Here is a 22,316-nt window from a genome sequence, read left to right as displayed (position 1 = left end):
CCTCCTGGGAGCCAACTAATGAGCAACTGATATATCAGACTGTGCGGTACGGTATGGGAGTTCGCCGGACAGGTCAAGGGGGCATCCATGCAGCAGACGGCGACCGAGCCCGACAGCGAGGAGCTGACCCTCGCCGAGCGCGCCTACCGCGCCATCCGTGACCGGCTGGTCATGCTCGAGATCCGCCCCGGCGCGCCGATCAACGAGGAGCAGCTGGGACAGTCCCTCGGCGTCGGACGCACGCCGGTCCGCGAGGCCCTCAAGCGGCTCCAGTACGAGCGCCTGATCACGACCTATCCCCGGCGCGGCACCTTCGCCACCGACGTCAACATCACGGACCTGGCCCACATCTCCGAGGTGCGACAGGAGCTGGAGCCCCTGGCCGCCGCGCAGGCCGCGCGGCGCGCGACGGCCGCGGACCGGGCGACGCTGGCGGCGCTGCGACGGGAGCTGGAGAGCGCGGATCCCGGCCCGCAGGACGCCACCGAACTCATGCGTCTGGACCTCCGGGTCCACCGCGCCGTCTACGCCGCCGCGCACAACCCGTACCTGGAGGACACCCTCGTCCGCCACGACAACCTCGCCACCCGCATCTGGTGCCTGTTCATCGACCGTCTGTCCGACATGGCCGGCCATGTCCAGGAGCACGGATCGTTGATCGACGCGGTCGTCGCCGGTGAACCCGAGAAGGCGGCGCGGCTGGCCCGCGGTCACGTCGAAGGGTTCGAACGGGCCATTCGCGCGGCCATCTGACCCCGAGCGGTCCCGGGACCTCAGTGGGCGGCGCCCCGCGCGTCCTCCCGGCCCGGGCGAGGCCTGCCCGCGAGGGTCGTCCACAGGTACGGGGCGATGTCGTCCTCGGGGAGCCGGGCGATCATGTACCGGACACAGCGCTCGATCTTGACCCGCCACAGGCGCGCCGCCTCGTTCCCGTCGGCGTCGCGCAGGGCGTCGTGGACGACCGTGTCCTCGTCGAGGATCGTGTCGAACGCCTGGCTGTAGTCCATGTCCAGCACCGCGACGAACATGCGCAGACGGGCCGTGAGACGTTCGAAGGTCCGGGCGGCCTGCGGGAGGTCCGCCGTGCGGGCGAGAGCGTCCTGGAACCGCAGGTCGACTTCACGGATGCGGACGGGATCGTGGTCCCGGGCGGCGGCGCGGACCTCCGCCAGGGCCGCTGTGGCCAGGGCGAGGTGCTCGGGGCCGAGCATGGCGACGCGACGGATGAGCAGCGCGCCGAGGCTGGCGCGCAAGGCGTAGAGATCGAGGACGTCCTTCGCCGTGACGGCGGGGACGGCGGTCGCGCCGCCCGGGAGCAGATCGAGCATGCCCTCCTCGACGAGCGCCCGCAGCCCGGCACGGACGACCCGGCGTGAGAGGCCGAGGCGCACTGCGAGCGGCGCCTCCCTGACACGGTCACCGGGCCGGTGGCCGCCGGCGAGGACGGCTTCACGCAGCAGGCCCACGACGGGATCGGTGGTGACGGGGGCGCCGGGCTGGGCGTCGGGGACTGTGACCCAGGTCGCGGTGGGGAGGCCGAGCTCGCCGAGTGCGCGCGCGTTGCGCGCGTTCGAGTCGTTGTCACGGCCGCAGATGGCGGGGGTGTCGTACGACGGGCGCGGAGCGGCCACCCGGGTGAAGGGGACCGCGGACGGGGTCCATGTGGTGGACCAGCTCAGCAGGGCGTCGCGCAGGCGGTGCGGGTCGGACGGGACCTCACGCCCGACGTGAGCGTCCGCGGCGAGGAGGCGTCGGGTCTCGTCCGTCCATGCCGTCGCGTCGGGTGCGCGGTGCCAGCGCAGGCGCGGGGACACGGCCGTGTCCGGTCCGTCGAAGGCACCGCTTGCCGGAGCCGGCATGCCGTGCGCCAGCAGGTGTACGACCACCGCGGCCCCCGCCGCCGACCGCACCTGGTGCAGAAACGGGTCCAGGTCGAGGGGGCCCGCTGTCCGCCCGTTGCCCCGCAGCGCCGCGAAGGCGCAGGCCACGGCCAACACCTGGGGCGCCTGCGGGTCATGGCCGAACAGGCGGCCCGCGTCGGTCGCCGCAGAGGTGCGCACGGAGCGGCCCCGTCCCGTCCGGGCCGTCACGGCGAGCACGCACACCGGTGGGGCGATGAACAGACCGACCACCTCCTCGGCGTGGTCCGGCAGGGACCAGGCCTGGCGCGGCCCGGCCGTGGCGCGCGCTCCCGGCTGGACGCCGTACGTCCGCCAGATCCGGTTCACGGTGCTCTGGCTCAGGCCGGTCTCGGCGGCCATGGAACGGGTCGACCAGGCCTGCCTGGCGCCGGGCGGCGGTGGGGTGAGGGTACGGACGAGGACGTGCGCCACGGTGTCGTCGTCGGCGATGGGAGGGCGTCCGGGACGGGGCTGCTCGTCCAGGCCGCCCAGTCGCTCGGCGAGGAAGCGGGCGCGCCACTTGCCGACCATGTCCCGGGAGATGCCGAGGCGTCGGGCGACGGCGGTGTTGGTGGGCTCGTTCTCGCAGGCCAGCACGATCTGCGCGCGCTGGGCCAGGGCCCCGTCGTCGACCAGGTGGCCGGACGTGTGCCGGTGATCGCGCAGACCGGTGCGCTGAGCACCAGGGAAGCGATCGAACTGTCCCGCCACGCGCAGGCCGCCGGAGCGTCGGTGCTGATGGTGGTCACGCCGTTCTACGAGCCGCTCACGCTCGGCGAGACGCTGCAGTATCTGCGCACCGTCGCCGACGCCGTGGACGTTCCGATCATGCTCTACAACCTGCCTGGGGCCACGGGTGTCAATCTCTCGCCGGACACGGTCGGAGAGCTCGCCCGCGAGGTCGAGAACATCCGGTACATCAAGGACACCAGCGCCGACATGGCACAGGCCGGACAGCTGATCCACCGCTACGGCGACGTCATCTCCACGTTCGTGGGCTGGGACAGCCTTCTCCTGCAGGCCGTCGCCGAGGGCGCCGCCGGCGTCATGGCCGGGACCGCGAACGTGATGCCGGCCGAACTCGTCTCGATCCACCGTGCGTTGGTGGGCGGCGAACTCGACCGCGCGCGAGCCGAATGGGCGCGGATCTACCCGCTGATGGACGCGATCATGTCCGCTCCGTTCATTCCGGCGGTCAAGGCCGCCCTGGACGCGGCGGGCCTCCCCGTCGGAAGTCCGCGTGAGCCGGTGCTCGGCCTCGACGCCGCCACGACCGCCAGGATCTCCTCGCTGGTCCAGGCCCTTCCGCGACTGTCGGCCACACGCTGACGAAGGGGGCGTCGGCCGTGCGATTCCTCGACGAGCACGACGTCCGTTCCGTGTTCGCCTCAGTGAGGACGACATCGTCACGTACCCCAGCGCCGGCCTCGGCGTTCAGGAAGCGGCAGCGGCCTGGAGCGTCCACCGGCGGGCCGAAGCGCACGGCGTCGGCCGCGGAGATCGACGCTGGTCCTGTCCACCACACTCAGAAAGTCACCGATCATGACCACTGCCGCCGCCCCCACGACAGCCACGGTTCGTCGCGCAGCGGACGCACCTCCCCTGATCACCGCGGCCGACCTGCCCCCGGTCCGGCATCTCATCGACGGAGAGTTCCTCGACGGATCACCCGAGCGCGTCATCGACGTGGTCGACCCGAGCACCGAGAACGTCATCGCCCGGATCCCCGAGGGCACCGCCGAGGACATCGACCGAGCGGTGGCCGCCGCGGTCGCGGCCAAGGACCAGTGGGCGCGGCTGGTCCCCAAGGAGCGCTCGGAGCTGCTGCACGCCGTCGCCGACCGGGTGGCCGAGAACGCCGAGCTCCTCGCCAGGCTGGAGTCCGCGAACACCGGTAAGCCGCTCGCGGTGTCACGGGACGACGTCGGCATGACCGTCGACACCTTCCGCTTCATGGCCGGTGCGGTGCGCGCGACCACCTCCATGGCCGCCGGCGACTACGCCGAGAACCACTTGTCGGTCATCCTGCGGGAACCGCTGGGCGTGGTCGGCGTGATCACCCCGTGGAACTACCCCCTGCTCATGGCGGCCTGGAAGATCGCGCCCGTCGTCGCCGCCGGCAACACCCTGGTCATCAAGCCGTCCGAGCAGACCCCGCTGACCACCCTGAAGTTCGCCGAACTCGTCGCCGGTCTCCTGCCGCCGGGAGTGGTCAACGTCGTGAACGGGTACGGCGCGGTCGCCGGTGCCCGGCTCGCCGAACACCCGGACGTGGACATGATCGCCCTGACCGGTTCCGTCTCCAGCGGTCGCGCCGTCGCCCGGGCCGCCGCCGACACCCTCAAGCGGGTGCACCTCGAACTCGGTGGCAAGGCCCCGGTCGTGATCTTCCAGGACGCCGATCTCGCGGCCGCCGCGTCGGCACTGCGCGTCGCCGGCTTCTGGAACTCGGGCCAGGAGTGCGGGGCCGCCTGCCGCGTACTCGTCCACGAGTCGGTCGCCGAGGAGTTCGTCGAGCGGCTCGTCGGCGAGGTCCGGGCCCTGGTCGTCGGTGAGCCGACCGCCGGGGAGGACGCGAGGTCGGCCCCATGGTCTCGAAGGCCCACTTCGACCGTGTCACGGGGTACTTGGAGCGCGCGAAGAAGGAGGGCGTCCGCGCGGCGACGGGAGGCGGCGCCCTCGACGGGCCCGGCTACTTCGTGGCCCCGACCGTGCTGGTCGACGTACCCGAGGGCGCCGAGGTCGCCCGCGAGGAGATCTTCGGCCCGGTGGTCACGGTCGAGACCTTCACCGACGAGGAGGAGGCGGTACGGCGGGCCAACGACGTCCCCTTCGGCCTGTCGGCATCGGTGTGGACCGAGAACGCCCGCCGCAGTCACGACGTCGCCGGGCGCCTCGACTTCGGCACCGTCTGGGTCAACTCCCATCTCGTGCCGGCCAGTGAAGTCCCCTGGGGCGGGTTCAAGGGATCCGGCTACGGCCGTGATCTGTCGATCTACGCGCTGGACGACTACTCGCGCACGAAGCACGTCATGCACCACCACGGGCGCTGATCCCGTCCTGGGGAGGGCCCCGGCGGCGGGTCACGGTGTCTTCTCCGCCGGGACCTCGTCCAGGAGCTCCGGGCCGTTGTTGCGGACGTTGTTCACGGCCGGGGAGACGGGCCGGGCCTGCAGGTGACCGTTTCCCGGCCGGGTCAGCAGCGCGCGCAGTTCGTCCGGGTCCCGGTGGTGGGGGTCGAGCCAGGCGCCGTAGTGATCGGGGTCGAGGGCCAGCGGCATGCGGGGGTGGACGCGGCCGGCCTCGTCGGTGGCCTCGGTCGTGAGGACGGTGCAGGTCATCAGCCAGGCGGCGGGATCGTCGTCCCGCTTCACCGACGGGTCGCGCCAGTACGCGTACAACCCGGCGAACGCCATCACCTGCTCGTCGGTGGGACGGATGAGGTACGGCTGCTTGCGGGTTCTGCCCGTGCCCTTGTCCTTGATCTGCTGCCACTCGTAGAAGCCGTCGGCCGGCAGCAGGCAGCGGTGTTCGACGAACGCGCGGCGGAAGGCGGGCTTGTCGTGCACGGTCTCCATCCGGGCGTTGATCATCCGCGCGCCGATCTTCACGTCCTTGGCCCACGAGGGCACCAGACCCCAGCGCAGCGGCCGCAGCTCCCTCCGCGCCGGCGCGGCGGCTTCCTTCTCGCGCGGGGTGCGCTCGAGGACGGCCCACACGTCGTCGGTCGGAGCGACGTTCCAACTCGGCGGCAGCGCGTCCTCCGGGCGCCACTCGGTGACCCGGAACAACCGGACCAGGTCCTCCGGGCCGCGCGTGGAGACGTAACGGCCGCACATACGGCCACTGTGCCACCGCGGGCGCCGGCCGTCGCCACGGGTTGGCCCGGACGGCCGGTGTGGGACGGCCCGGTGCGGGCCCCGGAACACACCGCGGCCCGGCCGGCGACGCCACCCCCAGGCTCCACACCCGGCAGGCGATCTTGGCGTGGGTCCCGCAGGATGGTGCCGGTTGCCCTGCCGTGAAGGCCACCGGGGGCAGCCGTCCGCCCTGTGCGGCGCGATGCCGCCCGATCGTTCAGTCAGGGAGCCTCGTATGGCTGTGATGACGGAGACACTCCTGCCGGCGCTGGATGACGCGTGCCGGGCTCATGCCGCCGTCCTCGACCGTTTCCGGGCGGACGCGACGGTCACGCCGCCCGGTCCGTACCGGCAGATGCTCGAACGCCAGGCCGCCGAGGTCCAGGTCGGTCTCCAGCGCATCCAGCGTCAGACACGCGATCTGCGGCCGCGGGGCTTCCTGGACACCGCGGCCGGTCTGACGTGGGCCGTCTCGCGGGGCGCGGTGCGCACGGCGATGTTGCCGCTGTCGATCGGGGGGAAGATCGTGCGGGGCGTGCTGCCCGGCGGGTACCCGGCCGATGCGCGACAGCTGCTGCGGAACGCGGAGGACGAGTACGCGGCCGCGGCGCGGGCGCTGGCGGCGTGCCGGGCCGGGGAGGTCCTCGCCGAACTGGCCGACGACCAGGCCACCGCGGAGTTGCTCGGTTCACTGCGCCGCCAGGACGAGGAGCTGCTGCGGGCCCTGAGGGACAGCCTCGCCGAGCAGGCGCGGGCCGTGGTGGCGTCCGCCCACGGCTTCGGTCCGGACGAGAGCCGGAACGGCGGTCTGGCCGACGCGGCGGCCCGCATGATGCGGACCGCTTTCGACCGGGCGCGCGCCCTGGCCGAGCGCGGTGGCGCGCGGGACGAGTACGCGGCCGAAGGCGCGGTGCCGAAGACACCCGAGGCCGGTTCCATCGCCGAGGAAGTCCTGGGAGCGGTCCGGCGGGAGGAGGACCTGCCGATTCCCGGGTTCAGCCTGCTCGGCGCGGACGAGATCGAGAGGCGGCTGCCCTCGCTGTCCCAGTTGGAGCTGACGGTGGTCGAGGGCTACGAGCGCGCACACGACCGCCGCCGGAGAGTCCTGGACACCATCGAGCGGCTGCGCGGAGAGGAGCCGTGGACCGGCTACGACGCCATGGACTCCGGCGAGATCACGAGGGACCTGCAGGACGCTCCCTCCGGCCAGGCCCGTCAGGTGCTGGAGTACGAGCGGCGCCACCGGCAGCGCCAGGAGGTCGTCTCCGCCGCCGAGGCACGCGTCTTCGTCTGACCGGCCACTGCCGCCAAACACGCCCTAGGCGCCCTGGTGAGCGACCGCGCCGGTCACCGCAGGCAGAAAGGGTTCCCGGGACCTACGGTGGTCTCAAGGACCGGCAAGCCGAACCCTCGTCGGGGAGGAGTCCGCGATGGAGGAGCACTTCGTCTGGGTGACGACACGCCGCATTCGGCCGGGGACCATGGAGGAGTTCGAGGGGGCGTGGCGCCCGGACCCCTACCCGCAAGGCCTGCGCCGCGCCTTCGCGTACTGGTCCGAGGACGGACAGGAGATCACCGGGGTGTCCTTCTGGGACTCCCAGGAGGCATGCGACGCCTGGCGGACCTCCGAGCCGGAGACGCAGCGGCGCGCGAACATGGCCCCGTACGTCGAGGAGGAGCGGGAGGGCTTCTACCGGGGCCGGGAACTCGCCGTCCCGCAACGGTAGAAGTTCGGGTTCACCGCAGGGCGTCGCATCACCGCCGGGCCGCGGTCCGTCTCCGCGGCGCCTGCGGCGGATCAGCCGGCATCGACCAGGGAGGAACACCATGCGCATGCGCTGGGACGAGTTCCTGGCAGCGGTCCAGGAGCGGGGCGAATACGGAACACCGCAGGAGGCCGAGCGAGCGGCCCGAGTCGTGCTCGCCCTCCTGGGCGCACACCTGGTGGGTGAGGCACGGGCCGAGTTGGCGGCGCGGCTTCCCGAAACGTTCGCCATGGTCCTGCTCAACCCTCTCCAGGCGCACGAACCGCTCTCGCCCGAGCGGTTCATCCGGGCCACAGCGGCGTGGATCGAGGGGGCCACCGAGCGGACCGCGACCTGGGACGTCAGCGCGGTGCTCAGCGTCGCCGCCGACGCCGCGGGCGAAGACCTGTTGGGCAGGGTCCTTCTGCAGCTCCCTCCGGGCTATGACCTGCTCTTCGGCCGACCGCAGCCCTCCACGCCCCGGGACGACGAGCCGGAGCCCTCGTCGGCCTCCCGGAACGAGCAGTGACCAGAGAAGCACGAGGAGATCGGTTCGTGGGCGGCGGGGGCGGTTTCACCGGCTCGCCGCCTCCGGGGACCGGCCGTGCCCGGGTTCCGATACCGCTCCGGGCCGGCGGTAGACGTACGCGGGCGGCTCCTGGGCGGGGCCGGTGTCGGTGAGAGCGCGGACGAGGTGGTGGTCGGGGGACAGCGCGCACGCCGGGTCGGTGCGGGTGGCGTCGCCGGTGAGCGCGTACGCCTGGCAGCGGCAGCCGCCGAAGTCCTCCTCGCGGCGGGGGCAGCCGCCGCAGGGGCCGGTCATCCAGTCGGTGCCGCGGAAGCGGTTGAAGGCCGGAGAGTGCTCCCAGATCCAGTCGAGCGGACGGTCCCGGACGTTGGGCGCGTCGAGGTCCGGCAGGGAGGCGGCGGCCGGGCAGGGCAGTACGGTGCCGTCGGGTGCGACGGTGAGGGAGACCGCCCCCCATCCGCCCATGCAGGGCTTGGCGACACCGTCGAAGTAGTCGGGGACGACCCAGACCAGGTCGATACGGCCGGCGAGCCGCTCCCGCAGGCGTTCCACGGTCTCCCGGGCCTGAGCCAGCTGGTCGCGCGTGGGCAGCAGCGCGGCGCGGTTGAGCAGACCCCAGCCGTAGAACTGGGTGTTGGCCAGCTCGATGCGGTCCACGCCCCAGGCCTCGCCCAGCTCGACGACGGCGTCGACGGCGTCGAGGTTGTCGCGGTGCAGCACCACGTTGAGGCCGAGGGGGAGCCCGGCGCGGCGGACGAGGGCCGCGGCCCGTTCCTTGGCGGCGAAGGAGGACGGGCGGCCGGCGATCCGGTCGTTGGCCCTGGCGTCGGCGTGCTGGACGGAGAGCTGGACGCTGCGCAGCCCCGCCGCGCACAGCGCGCTCAGCCGGGCCTCGTCCAGTCCGGTGCCGCTGGTGACCAGCTGGGTGTAGATCCCGGCGGCCTCGGCGGCGGCGACGATCCGCTCCAGGTCGGGACGGAGCAACGGCTCGCCGCCGGAGAGGTGGGTGTGCACGACGCCCAGCGCGGCGGCCTGACGCAGCACGTCCGTCCACTGGCCGGTGCTCAACTCGGTGGACCGGCGTGCCAGTTCCAGCGGGTTGGAGCAGTACGGGCAGTGCAGCGGGCACGCGTGGGTGAGTTCGGCGAGCAGGGCCCACGGGCGTGCTCCGTTCACCGGTGCCTGGTGGGTGGTCACTTGAGCCAGCCCTCCTCGTGCAGGCGGTCGAGGAAGGCGGGGACCTCGGTGGCCACCGGGGCCCCCGGGAAACGCCCGGCCAGCTCCTCGACGATCCCGCGCACGGTGCGCGTACCGTCGCAGAGGCCCACGACCTGGCCGGCGCGCCCTTCGAGGACGACGACGCGTTCGGGCAGGACCAGCAGATCCGTCCCGCGGACACTGTCGTGCCGCAGCATCAGGGCGGGCGCGAGGGCGGGACGCCACTCGCTCTCGGGCACCGGCATCACACCTGCCCCCACCGACTACCCGGCCACGACCGACCACCCAGCACCGACAGACCCTCCCGCCAGGGCCGACTGTCCGACCCCGCCGGGCTGTCCGCCTCCGGCCGGCCGTCCGACTCCGGTCGGCTGTCGCGCGCCGCCCGCCCCTCCCGCCACGGACGACTGTCCAACTCCGGCCCGCAGTCCGCCCCTGACCGACGGTCCCTCTCCGGTCCCGGTCGGCCGTCCGACTCCGGCCGGCCGTCCCGCGCCGCCCGCCCCTCCCGCCACGGACGGCTCTCCAACTCAGACCGACCGTCCGCCTCTGACCGACCGTCCGGCTCCAGCCCGCTGCCCCGCGCCGCCCGCCCCTCCCGCCACGGACGACTGTCCAACTCCGGCCCGCAGTCCACCTCCGGCCGACCCTCCGCCTCCGGCCGACACTCCGGCTCCAGCCCGCTGCCCCGCGCCGCCCGCCCCTCCCGCCACGGACGACTGTCCGACTCCGGCCGGCGGTCCGACCCCGGTCGGCTGCCCCGCACCTGCGGTCCGCCGATCCGGGTCCGGCGTCCGGCCCGGCTCTCCGCCTCGGCCTCGTCCTCTTCCTCCCCGGCCTGCTGCACCGCGTCCAGCAGCGTCCACAGCACGTCGCACTTGAAGGTCAGCGCGGACACCGCCCGTTCCTGGTCCTCACGGGTGCGTGCCCACTCCAGGACGAGTGGGAGTGCCTCGGCGCTGTCACGTCGGCCCTGGTCGACGCGGGTGCGGAAGTAGGCGAGACCGAACGGCGCGATCCAGGGGTAGTGGCGCTCGAAGGCGTCGATGCGCCGGCGCATCAGGTCGGGCGCGGTCAGCTCGGTGAGCGAGGCGGCGACCGCCTCCAGCGGGGGGCGCAGTCGGCAGAAGTTGACGTAGCCCTCCACCGCCAGCCGGACCCCCGGCAGGACGGAGTCGGCCGCCAGCAGGCTCCCGCGGTCCAGGCCGGCCGCCTCGCCGAGCCGCAGCCAGCGCTCGATGCCGCCCTCGCCCTCCCTGCGTCCGTCGTGGTCCTCGATGCGCCGCAGCCACATGCGGCGCAGTCGCGGGGAGTCCAGCTTCGCGGTGATCAGGGCGTCCTTGACGGGGATGTGGCGCTGGTAGTGGAAGCGGTTGGCGATCCAGCGGCGCACCTGCGCCGGGCTGAGGTCGCCTTCGTGCATCCGTACGTTGAAGGGGTGGCGGTCGTGGTACCGCTCCCGGCCCACCGCGCGCAGGCGGGCCTCGAACTCGGTGGGGCTCCAGGGCGCCGTCGGGGCGGCGAGTGCCGTGGTCACAGCTCGATCACCATCTTGTCGTCGGCCACCTCGACACCCAGTCGGGCGAGCTGCTTGTGCTGTGCCGCCGTGGGGTCGACGAGGGGGTTCGTGTTGTTGAGGTGCGTGTAGAGGCAGCGGGCGGACAGCGTGGCCAGGATGCCGGCGGTGCCGCCCGGTCCGTCGATGGGCAGATGGCCCATGCCGGTGGCGGTGCGGGAGGAGATGCCGGTGCGGCGGGGCTCCTCGTCGTCCCAGAAGGTGCCGTCGACGATGACGCAGTCGGCTTCGGCGGCGGCCCGGTGCAGTGCCTCGGACCAGACGGCCACGGCGGGCGCGTAGAGCGCGCTCTTGCCGGTGACCGGGTCGTACAGGCGCAGCGCGACGACCCAGGCGTCGTCCTCGGGGGCGTCGGCGGCGTACCGGGGGCGCTTCGCCGACACGGGGACGGCGCTGATCCGTACGCCGTGGCCGGACGGGCCCGCGGTGTCGCCGCTCAGTGGCCGCGCACCGTGCGGTGGCAGCTCCCGCCAGGTCAGGTCGGTGTACGGACCCAGCACCTCGCCGAGGCGCAGGCGTTCCTCGAGTGCCCGGCGGACCGGGGCGGTGGCGAGGATCTCCAGGCCGTCCGCCTCGCGCAGCCGGGCGATGCCCAGGGTGTGGTCGAGTTCGGCGTCGGTGAGGACCACTCCGGCGATCGGTGTCTGCCGGGGCCCGGGCCCGGGGTGGAGGGCCGGGTGGGCCTCGATCTGGTCGCCGATGTCGGGGGTGGCGTTGACGACGTACCAGCGGCCCTCGCCCGTACGGACCGCGAGCGAGGCGTGCCGGCGGCGGCGCTCGGGACACGCGCGTGCCCCGGAACATCCGGGGCACGCGCAGTTCCACTGCGGGATGCCGCCGCCGGCCGCGGTGCCGAGCACCTGCAGCAGCATGGCGGCGGACTAGCGGGTGGAGAGGGAGTAGGCGGTGACCTCCAGGGCGGTGTCGACGACCGTGTACCCGGGCGTATGCCAGGCGCTCCGGTCGCTCTGCTCCGCGGTGGTATCGGCCGGCTGCCGGGTCTGCTCGGCGGATTCGGTCATGGTGCGTACCTTCCTTTCGGGGAGGTGGGTTCACCCCTTCGTGAGAAGGGGAGTGGGAGGACGGGCGTCACCTGATGGTGATCTTGAGGATGCGGTCCCTGTTGTCGCCGCGGTCGGTCGTGCCGAGCCAGAGCTCGTCGGCGCCGGGAACCTTGGCCAGCGCCCGAAGTCGGCCGTAGGCGCCGTGGTAGTACGACGTCGCGGTCCCGACGTCCTTGCCGGTGCGGTCGATCGGCAGCCGCCAGAGCCGCTGGCCGAGCAGGGTCGAGACGTACAGGACGTCGCGCTTGACCGCGATCTGCGCGGGCACGCCTCCCTCGGACGGTTTCCAGACCTTCTTGGGGTCGGTCATTCCCGCCTTGGAACAGGAGCCCTCACATCTGGGCCAGCCGTAGTTGGCGCCCGGGGTGATCAGATTGAGTTCGTCCCAGGTGTTCTCGCCGATCTCGGTCTCCCACAATCTGCCCCGGGCGTCCCAGGCGAGGCCCTGGGGATTGCGGTGGCCGAGGCTGTAGACGCGGTTGCCGAACGGGTTGCCGGGCGCCGCGGCACCGCTTTTGGTGATGCGCAGGATCTTCCCGTTGAGCGAGTTTTTGTCCTGAGCGAGATTCCGCTTCAGCGCGTCGCCGACGGTGACGTACAGATAGCCGTCGGGGCCGAAGGCGATCTTTCCGCCGTTGTGGTCCCCGCCTCGGGGGATTCCGCCGATCAGAACGGTGTAGTCGCGCAGGGAGGTGCCGTCGAAGCGCATTCTCACGACGCGGATGTCACGGGCGGCCGTGTGGACGAAGAAGACGTCCTTGTCGGTGGTGCCGTTCCAGGTCGGTGAGGGTGCGACGCCCAGCAGCCCGCCGCCGGCCACTCCTGGAGTGGGGGACGGCGCGACGGTGTGCGGCACCGTGCCCACCTGCTTCTTGGATCCGTCACTCCGCTGGACCCACACCTTGGCGTTGAAGCGCTCCGTCACCAGCGCCTTCTTCCCGCCCGGCAAGAAGGAGATGGTCCAGGGCCGCGTCCACTGGCCGGAGAGCACGGAGACGCCCGACGGCGCGCCGTCGGCCCGGGCATCCGCCCTTTTCTCCGCCCGGACCGCGGAGTTCCCGGCCGCCGCGGCCTGCGGCGTCGGCTGCAGGACGCAGGCGCCGAGGACAGCGATGACGGCAGCGGCGACCGCGGCCCTTCCCGGACGGACTCCGTACAGCGCCGAATGCGCCGAGTGTGCCATTCTGTTGCCTTTCCTGTCGTGGGGCGACCGGCTGAAACGCGAAGGGAAATCCGCCGAGGGAAGCAATACACCCGGTGCCGCCCATTGCCGCGCCGTACCGTGACGCGCCCTCGGAATGCGAGGAACGGGGCGGGAACCGAAGCGTGGAAATGACTCCTGCAAGGAGTATTGAGCGCTGTCTTTCACACGGGCCAGCCGGACTCCCCCATCCTGCTGAAGGACCCGCTGAAGGACCCGATGAAGGACCGGATGACGGACCCGATGAAGGACCCGATCGTGGCAACCGGGCGGGTCGGGGGCCTGTCCGCCGGAGGGGCCATAAGCGAGGGAAGCCCGGGCCGCCGTCCGCCGTGTGGGGCATGGATGAGGACCCCGGCCGTATCCGGCCGAGTCGGCGAAAACGACGCGCGGAGGCGAGTGATGAACGAACGATCCGATCAAGCCGACCAGAAGACCCACGAGGTGCCGGTCCTCATCGTCGGCGGATCCCTGGTGGGGCTGTCGACTTCGTTGTTCCTGGGGCGACTGGGGGTGCGGCACACCTTGGTGGAGCGCCACTCCGGTACCTCCATCCACCCCCGGGGCCGCGGCAACAACGTACGCACGATGGAGCTGTTCCGGGTGGCCGGCGCCGAGCCGGCGATCCATGAGGCGGCGGCCACGCTGGCCGGCAACCACGGCATCCTGCAGACGCCCACCCTGGTGGGCGACGCGGGCGAGTGGCTGTTCCGGCAGATCGACCCGGGTGGCGGACTGGCCCGCTTCAGCCCGAGTTCATGGTGCCTGTGCAGCCAGAACGACCTGGAGCCGGTCCTGCTCGACCACGCCGTCGGGCTCGGCGGCGATCTGCGCTACTCCACCGAGCTGATGTCGTTCGAGGCCGATCGCACCGGTGTCACCGCGGTGGTCAAGAGCCGGGAGACGGGTGAGCACACCACCGTCCGGGCGGCCTACCTGGTCGCCGCCGACGGCCCGCGCAGCCCTGTGCGGGAACAGCTGGGCATCGGCCAGAGCGGTCCGGGCGACCTGTTCCACAACATCAGCATGACCTTCCGTTCCCGCGGTCTCGCCGAGGTGGTGGGCGACCGTCACTTCATCGTCTGCTATCTGACCAACCCGCTGGCCGACGGAGCGCTGCTGCCCGTGGACAACCTCGAACACTGGGTCTTCCACGCCCCCTGGCACCCCGAACACGGCGAAACCCTGGAGGACTTCACCGACGAGCGCTGCATCGAGCACATCCGCCGCGCGGTCGGGGTTCCGGACCTCGACGTGCAGATCACCGGCCGGGCTCCCTGGCACGCCGCCCAGCGGGTCGCCCGTACCTACCGGGCCGGACGCGTCCTCCTGGCCGGCGACTCGGCCCACGAGATGTCCCCGACCGGGGCCTTCGGCTCCAACACCGGCATCCAGGACGCGCACAACCTCGCCTGGAAGCTGGCGGCGGTGCTGGGCGGCTGGGCGGGAGACGGACTGCTGGACACCTACGACCTGGAACGCCGTCCGGTGGCCGAGGCCACCAGCGCCCGCGCGGCCGCCCGGTCGATCGAGCACAGCCACCCCGGCTACGCCCCGCCGCCCGGCACCGGCGGCGCACCTCAGCGCGGCATCCTGAACGTGACCCTCGGCTACCGCTACCCGCAGGGCGCCGTCGTCGACGCCGACCCCGCGACCCCGGTCGTCCCGGACCGGCTGGAGCTGACCGGAGAGCCCGGCAGCAGGGCGCCCCACCTGTGGGTACGGCACGAGGGCAGGCGCATCTCCACCCTCGACCTGTACGAGCGGTCCCTGGTCCTGCTCAGCGACGCGGACGAGTCGAGCGGATGGCACAAGGCCGCGAGCCTCCTCGCCGAGCAGATGTCGCTCCCGCTCGCCTCGTACCGGGTGGGGACCGGCGCGGACTCCGAGCTGGCCCCCGAGGACGACGCGGACTGGGCGGAGCGCCACGGCACGACCCGCGGAGGCGCGGTACTCGTACGGCCCGACGGGTTCGTCGCATGGCGGTCGCCGGGTCCGGTCCGGGACGCCGAGGCGACTCTGCGCCAGGTCCTCACCTCGGTGCTGGCCCTGACCTGACCCGCTCAGGCGGTGCGAGCCGCACCTGATCCTCCGCTACGACGCTCAGCAGTCGCCGACTCGGCTGCTGAGCGTCGGCATGTCCGGACCCCAACTGCCCTGCGATCGTTCCCTGTTGGAAACAGGCCGCCCGCTGCCGGAAGGCCGCGCCCTACCCCCGTTCGCGCGATGCGTTCACTCGCCTGAGCTCCCCGAGTGGTGCGAGCCCGAAAGCTGGCTGACGGTGGATCACGTCAAGGCCGGGTTACCTCAGCTGATGCGATGTCGGCTGCTCGGGCCATGACGGAAGGAACTTCTCCTATGCGCTCTGCTCGCTTGCTCCTGGCCACCGCGGCGGCCACGGCAGCCCTCGCCATCTCCGGACCCGGCGCCTTCGCGGCCGGAAACGACTGGGAGCACGACGACTCGTCCTACAGCAAGGAGCACGACAAGGAGCAGGACAAGGGGTACGGCAAGGACGAGGACAAGGACAAGGACAAGGACTACGGCAAGGACAAGGACAAGGACGACTACGGCAAGGAGAAGGACGACTACGGGAAGGACAAGGACTACGGCAAGGAGAAGGACGAGCACAAGGACAGCAAGTACGACAAGCCCCACGGCGGCGTGCACACCGGCGGCGGCGCGCTGACCCTGCAGAACGCGGACGACTACGACAAGGACGAGGACAAGGACAAGGACAAGGACAAGGACTACGGCAAGGACGAGCACGACAAGGACTACGGCAAGGACAAGGACAAGGACTACGGGTACGGCAAGGACGAGGACAAGGAGAAGGACAACGGCTACGGGAAGGAGAAGGACGACTACGGCAAGGAGAAGGACGACTACGGCAAGGACAAGGACGAGCACAAGGACAGCAAGCACGACAAGCCCCACGGCGGCGTGCACACCGGCGGCGGCGCGCTGACCCTGCAGAAGGCGGACGACGGCTCCCACAGCTCCAAGCACGACTCCGAGTCCTACAAGGACGACAGCGGCAAGGACTCCTGGTCCAAGGACAAGGACGACTACGGCAAGGACAAGGACTACGGCAAGGACAAGGACGACTACGGCAAGGACAAGGACTACGGCAAGGACGAGCACGACAAGGGCTACGGCGGCTACGACAAGCCCCACGGCGGCGTGCACACCGGCGGTGGCGCGCTCGCCTCGCCCAGCGTGACCGCGGGCGGGATGGCCGTTCTGGCCCTCGCCGGCGCCGGCCTCTACGCCGCACGCCGCAAGAAGTCGGCCCACGGCCTGGCCTGAGCCATGCCGGACGCGATAGCAGCCGCGGCCGCCACCGGCGCACGACCGTGTGGCGGCCCGGCCCGCTGTCCGTCCGGCGGCTCACCTCCCGTCCCGCCCCGCCCGCCTGCTGCCATGCGCTAGTGAGGTGTTCCCCCGATGGCAGTCCCCCCCTCCGCCCCCACCGCCGACGAACCGGTGCCGCCCGGCCAGGGGTCTCGTGGAACCGCGACCCTCCTGTGCGCTGCGGCTCTCCTGCTCCTGGCGCTGAGCCTCTTCGGCGGCCACGACACCTCCTCCGGCCCGGCCGTCACCGCCCGCCCGCCGCACGCCCCGCAGGCCGCCCCGGCGACCTCACTTGCCGGGGAGCCGGTGGGAAAGCACCTGCCGCGGTCCAGGCCGGTGCGGCTGATCATCCCGAAGATCTCGGTGGACGCCCCCTTCACCGACCTGTCCATCGCCCCCAACGGACAGCTCGAAGCCCCGCCGCCCAACAACACCAACATCGTCGGCTGGCACGCCGAGGGTCCCTCACCCGGCGAGACCGGCACCGCGATCATCGCCGGGCACGTCGACACGGCCACCTCCGCCGCCGTCTTCGCCGAACTCAGCGAACTGGACAAGGGGGACGTCTTCCACGTCACACGGGCCGACGGGCGCAAGGCGTCCTTCGTCGTCGACGACAAGGAGACCTTCGACAAGGACCACTTCCCCAGCACGCGTGTGTACGGCGACACGCGCCAGGCCGAGGTCCGGCTCATCACCTGCGCGGGCGACTACGACCGCGCGGTCCGGGACTACACGGCCAACCTGGTGGTCTTCGCCCATCTGAGGTGACCTCACCACCCGTCCCGGCGGCACCGGTCACTCGCGCAGTCCATCCGAATCGCGCACCGGTGGGGACCGGCTCACGATCGAGGCACGTCGCATCGCACGACCGCAAGTGAAGTCCACCTCTCTGCTCTCCCCCGCTAAGGAGATGTGCCCAGCATGACCACTACGTCCGCCCCTTCCTCCCGACCGCTGACGCGACAGGTGTCGCACCGCGTGTCCCAGTCCGTCTTCGACGGTTCCCGGCTCCGGGTCGTCCTGCTGGTGGACGTCAACGACGGAGCCCAGCAGCAGTTCCTCGAGGCGTACGAGCAGCTGTGCAGCCAGGTCGCGTCCGTTCCCGGGCACGTCAGCGACCAGCTGTGCCAGTCGATCGAGAACCCCTCCCAGTGGCTCATCACCAGCGAGTGGGAGAGCGCCCCGCCGTTCCTCGCCTGGGTGAACAGCGAGGAGCACGTACAGATGGTGGAGCCGCTGCACAGCTGCGTCCGGGACACCAGGTCGCTGCGCTTCCACGTCGTCCGGGAGACCGGCGGCCCGGCGGCGGGCGCCGAGTCCGGCAGGCGCCGGCTCCAGGCGTCACCCCGGATCGGTGACGGCGTGATCCGGCACGCGCTGACCTTCACCGTCAAGCCGGGCAGCGAGCAGAAGGTCGCGAAGATCCTCTCCGACTACGCCCCGCCCGAGCCGAAGGTCGACGACACCACCCGGCTGATGCGCACCTCCCTGTACATGCACGGCAACCGCGTGGTGCGGGCCATCGAGGTGCGGGGCGACCTGCTCGCGGCGCTGCGCCACGTCGCCCGGCAGCCCGAGGTGCGGGCCGTCGAGGAGGCCATCAACCCGTATCTGGAGCAGGAGCGGGACCTCGACGACCAGGAGTCCGCCCGGGTCTTCTTCACCCGGGCGGCGCTGCCCGCCGTACACCATGTGACGGCGGAGCAGGAGGACCCGGACGCGGAGCGGCACGCGTTGTACTACCCGGCGCGGCCCGGGCGCGGTATGGAGCTGGCGCGGCTGCTGGCCCAGCAGGACGAGGCGGCGGCGGACGATCCGCGCAATCCGGTCCTGTGCAGCACCATCTTCCAGCGCGACGACGTCGTGGTGCGGCTGATCGACGTGCGGGACGGCCTCGACGCCGGCGACCCCGCTCTCTCCCTCGGTCTGCTGGACCCCGCGAAGGCGGCGGAGCTGACGACGTTCGCGGACGGTTTTACGCCGCGGGACGGCGACCTCACGCGCCGCCTCCTCAAGCTCGCCCGCATGGACCTCGTCACCGACCGCCGCTCACCCCGCGGCTGATCCGTCCAGCACGCGGGTCGTGGCGCCACCCGGCCCTCACGTCGACACAGCACACGATCGGAGCAACGTCGTGATCACATCCCGTCCAAGAATCGTCGATCTCAGCGAGGTCGAGCCCAACACCCGGCGCGGCGGCGATCTGCGCGCCATGCTCACGCCCGCCACGGTCGGTTCGACCAGCGGCTTCATGGGCGTGGCCATCGTGCGGCCCGGTGACCGCATCGGTGAGCACTACCACCCGTACTCCGAGGAGTTCGTGTACGTCGTCTGCGGGCAGTTGGAGGTCGACCTGGACGGCGAGCCCCACCCGCTGCGGCCGGAGCAGGGGCTGATGATTCCCATCAACATGCGCCACCGCTTCCGCAACGTCGGCAACGTGGAGGCCCGCATCGTCTTCCACCTCGGCCCGCTGGCCCCGACCCCGCCGCTCGGCCACGTCGACACCGAGGAGACCGTCGCCGTCCCGGAGGGGGCCGGTGCGGGTGCGGCCGTCCGAGGAAAGGCCGGCTCATGACCAGGCGTGTGGCCGTCACCGGCATAGGCATCGTCGCCCCGGGCGGCATCGGCGTTCCCGCGTTCTGGGACCTGCTGTCGAACGGGCGTACGGCGACACGGGGCATCACCTTCTTCGACCCGACGGGGCTGCGTTCCCGGATCGCCGCCGAGTGCGACTTCGACCCCGCCGCCCACGGGCTGGACCCGGAGGAGACCGCCCGGTCCGACCGGTACATCCAGTTCGCGCTGGTCGCCGGGGAGGAGGCGGTACGGGACGCCGGCCTGGACCTGGCCCGGGAGAACCCCTGGCGGGTCGGGGTCTCCCTGGGCACCGCGGTCGGCGGCACCACCCGCCTCGAGCACGACTACGTCCTGGTCAGCCACAAGGGGCAGCGCTGGGACGTGGACCACCGGGAGGCGGAGCCGCACCTGCACCGCGCGTTCGCGCCCAGCACGCTGGCCTCGACGGTGGCGGAGCGGTTCGAGGCGCGCGGCCCGGTGCAGACGGTCTCCACCGGCTGCACCTCGGGGCTCGACGCGGTCGGGTACGCCTTCCACACGATCGAGGAGGGCCGGGCCGATGTCTGTATAGCCGGCGCCTCGGACTCCCCGATATCCCCGATCACCATGGCCTGCTTCGACGCGATCAAGGCCACGTCGCCGAACAACGACGACCCCGCCCACGCCTCGCGTCCCTTCGACGCCGACCGCAACGGGTTCGTGATGGGCGAGGGCGGTGCGGTGCTCGTCCTGGAGGAGCTCGAGCACGCCCGGGCCAGAGGCGCGCACGTGTACTGCGAGCTCAGCGGCTACGCGACCTTCGGCAACGCCTACCACATGACCGGTCTGACCAGGGAGGGCCTGGAGATGGCCCGCGCCATCGGGGTCGCCCTCGACCACGCCCGGCTCGACGGCACGGCGGTCGACTACGTCAACGCCCATGGATCGGGCACCCAGCAGAACGACCGTCACGAGACGGCGGCGGTGAAGCGGGCCCTGGGGCAGCACGCCTACGGCACGCCCATGAGCTCCATCAAGTCCATGGTGGGCCACTCCCTCGGCGCGATCGGGGCCATCGAGGTCGTCGCCTGTGTGCTGGCCCTGGCCCACCAGGTGGTACCGCCCACCGCCAACTACGAGACCCCGGACCCCGAGTGCGATCTGGACTACGTCCCGCGGGTCGCCCGCGAGCGGAAACTGAACACCGTCCTCTCCGTGGGCAGCGGGTTCGGCGGCTTCCAGTCCGCGGTGGTCCTGAACCGGCCGAGAGGGAGGACATGATGAGCGAACCGCATCCGCGGCGCGCGGCCGTCACCGGGATCGGTGTGGTGGCGCCCAACGGAACCAGGACCGAGTCCTTTTGGAAGTCCACCCAGGAAGGCATCAGCGTCCTCGACCGGGTCACCCGCGAGGGTTGTGAGCATCTGCCGCTGCGGGTGGCCGGCGAGATCCGGGACTTCGAGCCGACGGCGGCGATCGAGGAGCGCTATCTGGTCCAGACGGACCGGTTCACGCACTTCGCGATGGCCGCGGCCGACCTGGCGCTGGAGGACGCCCGTCTCGGTCAGGCCGACACCGGTGAGGCGCCGTTCTCCGTGGGCGTGGTCACCGCGGCCGGTTCCGGCGGCGGTGAGTTCGGGCAGCGGGAGCTGCAGCAGCTGTGGGGCAAGGGCAGCCGCTTCGTCGGGCCGTACCAGTCGATCGCCTGGTTCTACGCCGCCAGCACCGGCCAGATCTCCATCCGCCGTGGCTTCAAGGGCCCCTGTTCGGTCGTCGCCGCGGACGAGGCCGGCGGCCTGGACGCTCTCGCGCACGCGGCGCGGGCCGTGCGGCGCGGCACCGACGTCATCGTGGCCGGGGCGACCGAGGCGCCCCTCGCCCCGTACTCGGTGGTGTGCCAGCTCGGCTATCGGGAGCTGAGCACCGGCGACGACCCGGCGCGCGCCTACCGCCCGTTCACCGAGGCGGCCTGCGGGTTCGTGCCCGCCGAGGGCGGCGCCATGTTCGTCGTGGAGGAGGAGGCCTCGGCCCGGGAGCGGGGCGCGCGGGTGCGGGCCACTCTGGTGGGCCACGCGGCGACGTTCACCGGCGCCTCGCGCTGGGAGGAGTCCCGGGAGGGGCTCGCCCAGGCGATCCGCGGCGCTCTGGACGAGGCCGGCCTGGCGCCGGAGGAGATCGACGTGGTCTTCGCCGACGCGCTCGGCGTGCCGGCGGCGGACCGTGCCGAGGCGCTGGCGATCACCGACGCGCTCGGCGCGCACGGCAGGCGGGTGCCGGTCACCGCGCCGAAGACCGGGATCGGCCGCAGCTTCTGCGCGGCGCCCGTGCTGGACGCCGCGGCGGCGGTGCTGGCGATGGAGCACGGCCTGATCCCGCCCACGCCCAATGTTTTCGACATCTGCCATGACCTCGATCTGGTGACCGTCCGTGCCCGGGCCGCCGAGCCGCGCACGGCGCTGGTCCTCGGCCGGGGGCTCATGGGCTCGAACTCGGCGCTGGTGCTGCGGCACGGCGCCGCCGACGCCTCATGACGAGGCCAGGGAGCAAGGAGAGGTACCGCATGAACGACCGCATCACCGTGGAAGAGCTGGCCGAGCTGATGAAGAAGGCCGCCGGGATCACCATCGCCCCGGAGGAGCTCCAGCAGCAGTACGACACCGGTTTCGACAGCCTCGGCATCGACTCGCTGGGGCTGCTCGGCATCGTGGGCGAGCTGGAGAACCGTTACGGCGCGCCGATGCCGACCGACGCGGAACGCTGCAAGACCCCGCGGCAGTTCCTCGACCTCGTCAACAGCGCTCTGCCGGCGGGAGCGTGACATGGCCGGGCACACGCAGAACGAGATCACCATCGCGGCGCCGCTGGACCTGGTCTGGGACATGACCAACGACGTGGCGAACTGGCCGCGGCTGTTCAGCGAGTACGCCTCGGCCGAGATCCTGTCCCAGGAGGGGAACAGGACCACCTTCCGCCTGACGATGCACCCCGACGAGAACGGCACCGTGTGGAGCTGGGTCTCGGAGCGGGAGACGGACCGCGACACGCTCAGTGTGAAGGCCCGTCGGGTGGAGACCGGACCCTTCGCGTACATGAACATCCGCTGGCAGTACGAGGAGGTCCCCCAAGGGGTCCGGATGGTGTGGACCCAGGACTTCGAGATGAAGCCGGAGGCGCCGGTCGACGACGCCTGGATGACCGACAACATCAACCGGAACTCCAAGGTCCAGCTGGCCCTGATCCGGGACCGCGTCGAGAAGGCCGCCGCCGAGCGGGGGTCCGCTCCGGGCCTCACCGACTGAACCGGAC

The 22,316-nt window shown here is 71.9% G+C and carries 22 protein-coding genes and 2 pseudogenes; 16 read left to right on the top strand and 8 right to left on the bottom strand.

Features of this window, described 5'->3' with window-relative positions:
- Nucleotides 1-87: 87 nt before the first annotated feature.
- Complete coding sequence (locus ACPT94_RS03435; RefSeq protein ID WP_360349383.1) at nt 88-753, top strand: GntR family transcriptional regulator; 666 nt, start codon at nt 88-90, stop codon at nt 751-753.
- A gap of 20 nt (nt 754-773) precedes the next feature.
- On the opposite strand, the gene ACPT94_RS03430 is transcribed toward ACPT94_RS03435, so the two are convergent.
- Nucleotides 774-2,612, bottom strand: a complete 1,839-nt coding sequence (locus tag ACPT94_RS03430; protein WP_425245056.1) for a helix-turn-helix domain-containing protein — start codon at nt 2,610-2,612, stop codon at nt 774-776.
- On the opposite strand from ACPT94_RS03430, the gene ACPT94_RS03425 reads away from it, so the two are divergent.
- The 3 genes and pseudogenes from ACPT94_RS03425 to ACPT94_RS03415 all read left to right on the top strand — a co-directional run bounded on the left by ACPT94_RS03425 (nt 2,550) and on the right by ACPT94_RS03415 (nt 4,954).
- Complete coding sequence (locus ACPT94_RS03425; protein ID WP_425245055.1) at nt 2,550-3,230, top strand: dihydrodipicolinate synthase family protein; 681 nt, start codon at nt 2,550-2,552, stop codon at nt 3,228-3,230. The genes ACPT94_RS03430 and ACPT94_RS03425 overlap by 63 nt on opposite strands.
- A 213-nt stretch (nt 3,231-3,443) precedes the next feature.
- Nucleotides 3,444-4,406 (top strand): annotated as a pseudogene (locus ACPT94_RS03420) (aldehyde dehydrogenase family protein); the annotation flags it as partial.
- 83 nt (nt 4,407-4,489) lie between these two features.
- The gene (locus ACPT94_RS03415; RefSeq protein ID WP_425245054.1) at nt 4,490-4,954 is read left to right on the top strand and encodes an aldehyde dehydrogenase family protein; all 465 of its coding nucleotides are present in this window, start codon (nt 4,490-4,492) and stop codon (nt 4,952-4,954) included.
- A gap of 30 nt (nt 4,955-4,984) precedes the next feature.
- Here the strand turns inward: ACPT94_RS03415 and ACPT94_RS03410 are convergent, their stop codons facing one another.
- A complete protein-coding gene (locus ACPT94_RS03410) occupies nt 4,985-5,740 on the bottom strand; it encodes an SOS response-associated peptidase (RefSeq protein ID WP_425245053.1) in 756 nt (251 codons plus the stop codon).
- Between the two features lie 256 nt (nt 5,741-5,996).
- Here ACPT94_RS03410 and ACPT94_RS03405 point away from each other — a divergent pair, with 256 nt between their 5' ends.
- From ACPT94_RS03405 to ACPT94_RS03395, 3 genes are all read left to right on the top strand, one after another.
- Nucleotides 5,997-7,055 (top strand): hypothetical protein, encoded by a 1,059-nt coding sequence (locus ACPT94_RS03405; RefSeq protein WP_425245052.1) that lies wholly within the window; start codon nt 5,997-5,999, stop codon nt 7,053-7,055.
- 136 nt (nt 7,056-7,191) lie between these two features.
- Complete coding sequence (locus ACPT94_RS03400) at nt 7,192-7,488, top strand: hypothetical protein (protein WP_360349367.1); 297 nt, start codon at nt 7,192-7,194, stop codon at nt 7,486-7,488.
- Nucleotides 7,489-7,588: 100 nt separating this feature from the next.
- The gene (locus ACPT94_RS03395) at nt 7,589-8,035 is read left to right on the top strand and encodes a DUF2267 domain-containing protein (protein WP_360349364.1); all 447 of its coding nucleotides are present in this window, start codon (nt 7,589-7,591) and stop codon (nt 8,033-8,035) included.
- A gap of 45 nt (nt 8,036-8,080) precedes the next feature.
- On the opposite strand, the gene pqqE is transcribed toward ACPT94_RS03395, so the two are convergent.
- From pqqE to ACPT94_RS03365, 6 genes and pseudogenes are all read right to left on the bottom strand, one after another.
- A complete protein-coding gene (gene pqqE, locus ACPT94_RS03390) occupies nt 8,081-9,241 on the bottom strand; it encodes a pyrroloquinoline quinone biosynthesis protein PqqE (RefSeq protein WP_425245072.1) in 1,161 nt (386 codons plus the stop codon).
- On the bottom strand, nt 9,229-9,498 hold the full coding sequence (gene pqqD / locus ACPT94_RS03385) for a pyrroloquinoline quinone biosynthesis peptide chaperone PqqD (protein WP_425245051.1): 270 nt from the start codon (nt 9,496-9,498) through the stop codon (nt 9,229-9,231). Before pqqD ends, pqqE begins: the two co-directional genes overlap by 13 nt.
- 566 nt (nt 9,499-10,064) lie before the next feature.
- Nucleotides 10,065-10,790 (bottom strand): annotated as a pseudogene (gene pqqC, locus ACPT94_RS03380) (pyrroloquinoline-quinone synthase PqqC); the annotation flags it as partial.
- Complete coding sequence (gene pqqB, locus ACPT94_RS03375; RefSeq protein WP_360349359.1) at nt 10,787-11,701, bottom strand: pyrroloquinoline quinone biosynthesis protein PqqB; 915 nt, start codon at nt 11,699-11,701, stop codon at nt 10,787-10,789. The gene pqqB and the pseudogene pqqC, both read right to left, overlap by 4 nt.
- 9 nt (nt 11,702-11,710) lie before the next feature.
- Nucleotides 11,711-11,851: a pyrroloquinoline quinone precursor peptide PqqA gene (gene pqqA, locus ACPT94_RS03370; RefSeq protein WP_360349356.1), complete on the bottom strand. Its 141-nt coding sequence runs from the start codon at nt 11,849-11,851 to the stop codon at nt 11,711-11,713.
- Nucleotides 11,852-11,918: 67 nt separating this feature from the next.
- The gene (locus ACPT94_RS03365) at nt 11,919-13,076 is read right to left on the bottom strand and encodes a PQQ-dependent sugar dehydrogenase (protein WP_360349353.1); all 1,158 of its coding nucleotides are present in this window, start codon (nt 13,074-13,076) and stop codon (nt 11,919-11,921) included.
- A gap of 420 nt (nt 13,077-13,496) precedes the next feature.
- Between ACPT94_RS03365 and ACPT94_RS03360 the strand changes: the two genes are divergently transcribed.
- The 9 genes from ACPT94_RS03360 (at nt 13,497) to ACPT94_RS03320 (ending at nt 22,309) form a co-directional block, all read left to right on the top strand.
- Entirely contained in the window at nt 13,497-15,152 is a 1,656-nt protein-coding gene (locus ACPT94_RS03360; RefSeq protein WP_425245050.1) for an FAD-dependent oxidoreductase, read from the top strand.
- A 300-nt stretch (nt 15,153-15,452) separates the two neighbouring features.
- Nucleotides 15,453-16,403, top strand: coding sequence for a hypothetical protein (locus ACPT94_RS03355; RefSeq protein WP_425245049.1), 951 nt, complete (start codon nt 15,453-15,455; stop codon nt 16,401-16,403).
- Nucleotides 16,404-16,541: 138 nt separating this feature from the next.
- Nucleotides 16,542-17,219, top strand: a complete 678-nt coding sequence (locus tag ACPT94_RS03350; RefSeq protein ID WP_360349345.1) for a class F sortase — start codon at nt 16,542-16,544, stop codon at nt 17,217-17,219.
- 153 nt (nt 17,220-17,372) lie between these two features.
- Nucleotides 17,373-18,515 carry a SchA/CurD-like domain-containing protein gene (locus tag ACPT94_RS03345; protein ID WP_425245048.1) on the top strand — a complete coding sequence of 381 codons (1,143 nt, stop codon included), beginning with the start codon at nt 17,373-17,375 and terminating at the stop codon, nt 18,513-18,515.
- Between the two features lie 70 nt (nt 18,516-18,585).
- Nucleotides 18,586-19,029 (top strand): cupin domain-containing protein, encoded by a 444-nt coding sequence (locus ACPT94_RS03340; protein WP_360349339.1) that lies wholly within the window; start codon nt 18,586-18,588, stop codon nt 19,027-19,029.
- Nucleotides 19,026-20,291, top strand: a complete 1,266-nt coding sequence (locus ACPT94_RS03335; RefSeq protein ID WP_360349336.1) for a beta-ketoacyl-[acyl-carrier-protein] synthase family protein — start codon at nt 19,026-19,028, stop codon at nt 20,289-20,291. The genes ACPT94_RS03340 and ACPT94_RS03335 overlap by 4 nt, the downstream gene beginning before the upstream one ends.
- On the top strand, nt 20,291-21,541 hold the full coding sequence (locus tag ACPT94_RS03330) for a beta-ketoacyl synthase N-terminal-like domain-containing protein (protein ID WP_360349333.1): 1,251 nt from the start codon (nt 20,291-20,293) through the stop codon (nt 21,539-21,541). Before ACPT94_RS03335 ends, ACPT94_RS03330 begins: the two co-directional genes overlap by 1 nt.
- Before the next feature lie 29 nt (nt 21,542-21,570).
- Nucleotides 21,571-21,828 (top strand): acyl carrier protein, encoded by a 258-nt coding sequence (locus ACPT94_RS03325; RefSeq protein WP_360349330.1) that lies wholly within the window; start codon nt 21,571-21,573, stop codon nt 21,826-21,828.
- 1 nt (nt 21,829) lies between these two features.
- Entirely contained in the window at nt 21,830-22,309 is a 480-nt protein-coding gene (locus ACPT94_RS03320; RefSeq protein WP_360349326.1) for an SRPBCC family protein, read from the top strand.
- Nucleotides 22,310-22,316: the final 7 nt, after the last annotated feature.

Source organism: Streptomyces aurantiaciflavus, assembly GCF_049808595.1.
Lineage (GTDB): Bacteria > Actinomycetota > Actinomycetes > Streptomycetales > Streptomycetaceae > Streptomyces.
The sequence above is the reverse complement of the archived record's forward strand: the minus strand, read 5'-3'. Positions and strand labels throughout refer to the sequence as shown.

Excerpts from the sequence above, each read along its gene's own strand:
- ACPT94_RS03320 (WP_360349326.1), top strand. The coding sequence starts at position 21,830 with ATGGCCGGGCACACGCAGAACGAGATCACCATCGCGGCGCCGCTGGAC.
- ACPT94_RS03350 (WP_360349345.1), top strand. The coding sequence starts at position 16,542 with ATGGCAGTCCCCCCCTCCGCCCCCACCGCCGACGAACCGGTGCCGCCC.
- ACPT94_RS03360 (WP_425245050.1), top strand. The coding sequence starts at position 13,497 with ATGAACGAACGATCCGATCAAGCCGACCAGAAGACCCACGAGGTGCCG.
- pqqB (WP_360349359.1), bottom strand. The coding sequence starts at position 11,701 with ATGCTGCTGCAGGTGCTCGGCACCGCGGCCGGCGGCGGCATCCCGCAG.
- ACPT94_RS03335 (WP_360349336.1), top strand. The coding sequence starts at position 19,026 with ATGACCAGGCGTGTGGCCGTCACCGGCATAGGCATCGTCGCCCCGGGC.
- pqqA (WP_360349356.1), bottom strand. The coding sequence starts at position 11,851 with ATGACCGAATCCGCCGAGCAGACCCGGCAGCCGGCCGATACCACCGCG.
- ACPT94_RS03345 (WP_425245048.1), top strand. The coding sequence starts at position 17,373 with ATGACCACTACGTCCGCCCCTTCCTCCCGACCGCTGACGCGACAGGTG.
- ACPT94_RS03435 (WP_360349383.1), top strand. The coding sequence starts at position 88 with ATGCAGCAGACGGCGACCGAGCCCGACAGCGAGGAGCTGACCCTCGCC.
- ACPT94_RS03325 (WP_360349330.1), top strand. The coding sequence starts at position 21,571 with ATGAACGACCGCATCACCGTGGAAGAGCTGGCCGAGCTGATGAAGAAG.
- ACPT94_RS03395 (WP_360349364.1), top strand. The coding sequence starts at position 7,589 with ATGCGCATGCGCTGGGACGAGTTCCTGGCAGCGGTCCAGGAGCGGGGC.
- ACPT94_RS03410 (WP_425245053.1), bottom strand. The coding sequence starts at position 5,740 with ATGTGCGGCCGTTACGTCTCCACGCGCGGCCCGGAGGACCTGGTCCGG.
- ACPT94_RS03415 (WP_425245054.1), top strand. The coding sequence starts at position 4,490 with ATGGTCTCGAAGGCCCACTTCGACCGTGTCACGGGGTACTTGGAGCGC.
- ACPT94_RS03400 (WP_360349367.1), top strand. The coding sequence starts at position 7,192 with ATGGAGGAGCACTTCGTCTGGGTGACGACACGCCGCATTCGGCCGGGG.
- ACPT94_RS03365 (WP_360349353.1), bottom strand. The coding sequence starts at position 13,076 with ATGGCACACTCGGCGCATTCGGCGCTGTACGGAGTCCGTCCGGGAAGG.
- pqqD (WP_425245051.1), bottom strand. The coding sequence starts at position 9,498 with ATGCCGGTGCCCGAGAGCGAGTGGCGTCCCGCCCTCGCGCCCGCCCTG.
- ACPT94_RS03405 (WP_425245052.1), top strand. The coding sequence starts at position 5,997 with ATGGCTGTGATGACGGAGACACTCCTGCCGGCGCTGGATGACGCGTGC.
- ACPT94_RS03330 (WP_360349333.1), top strand. The coding sequence starts at position 20,291 with ATGAGCGAACCGCATCCGCGGCGCGCGGCCGTCACCGGGATCGGTGTG.
- ACPT94_RS03355 (WP_425245049.1), top strand. The coding sequence starts at position 15,453 with ATGCGCTCTGCTCGCTTGCTCCTGGCCACCGCGGCGGCCACGGCAGCC.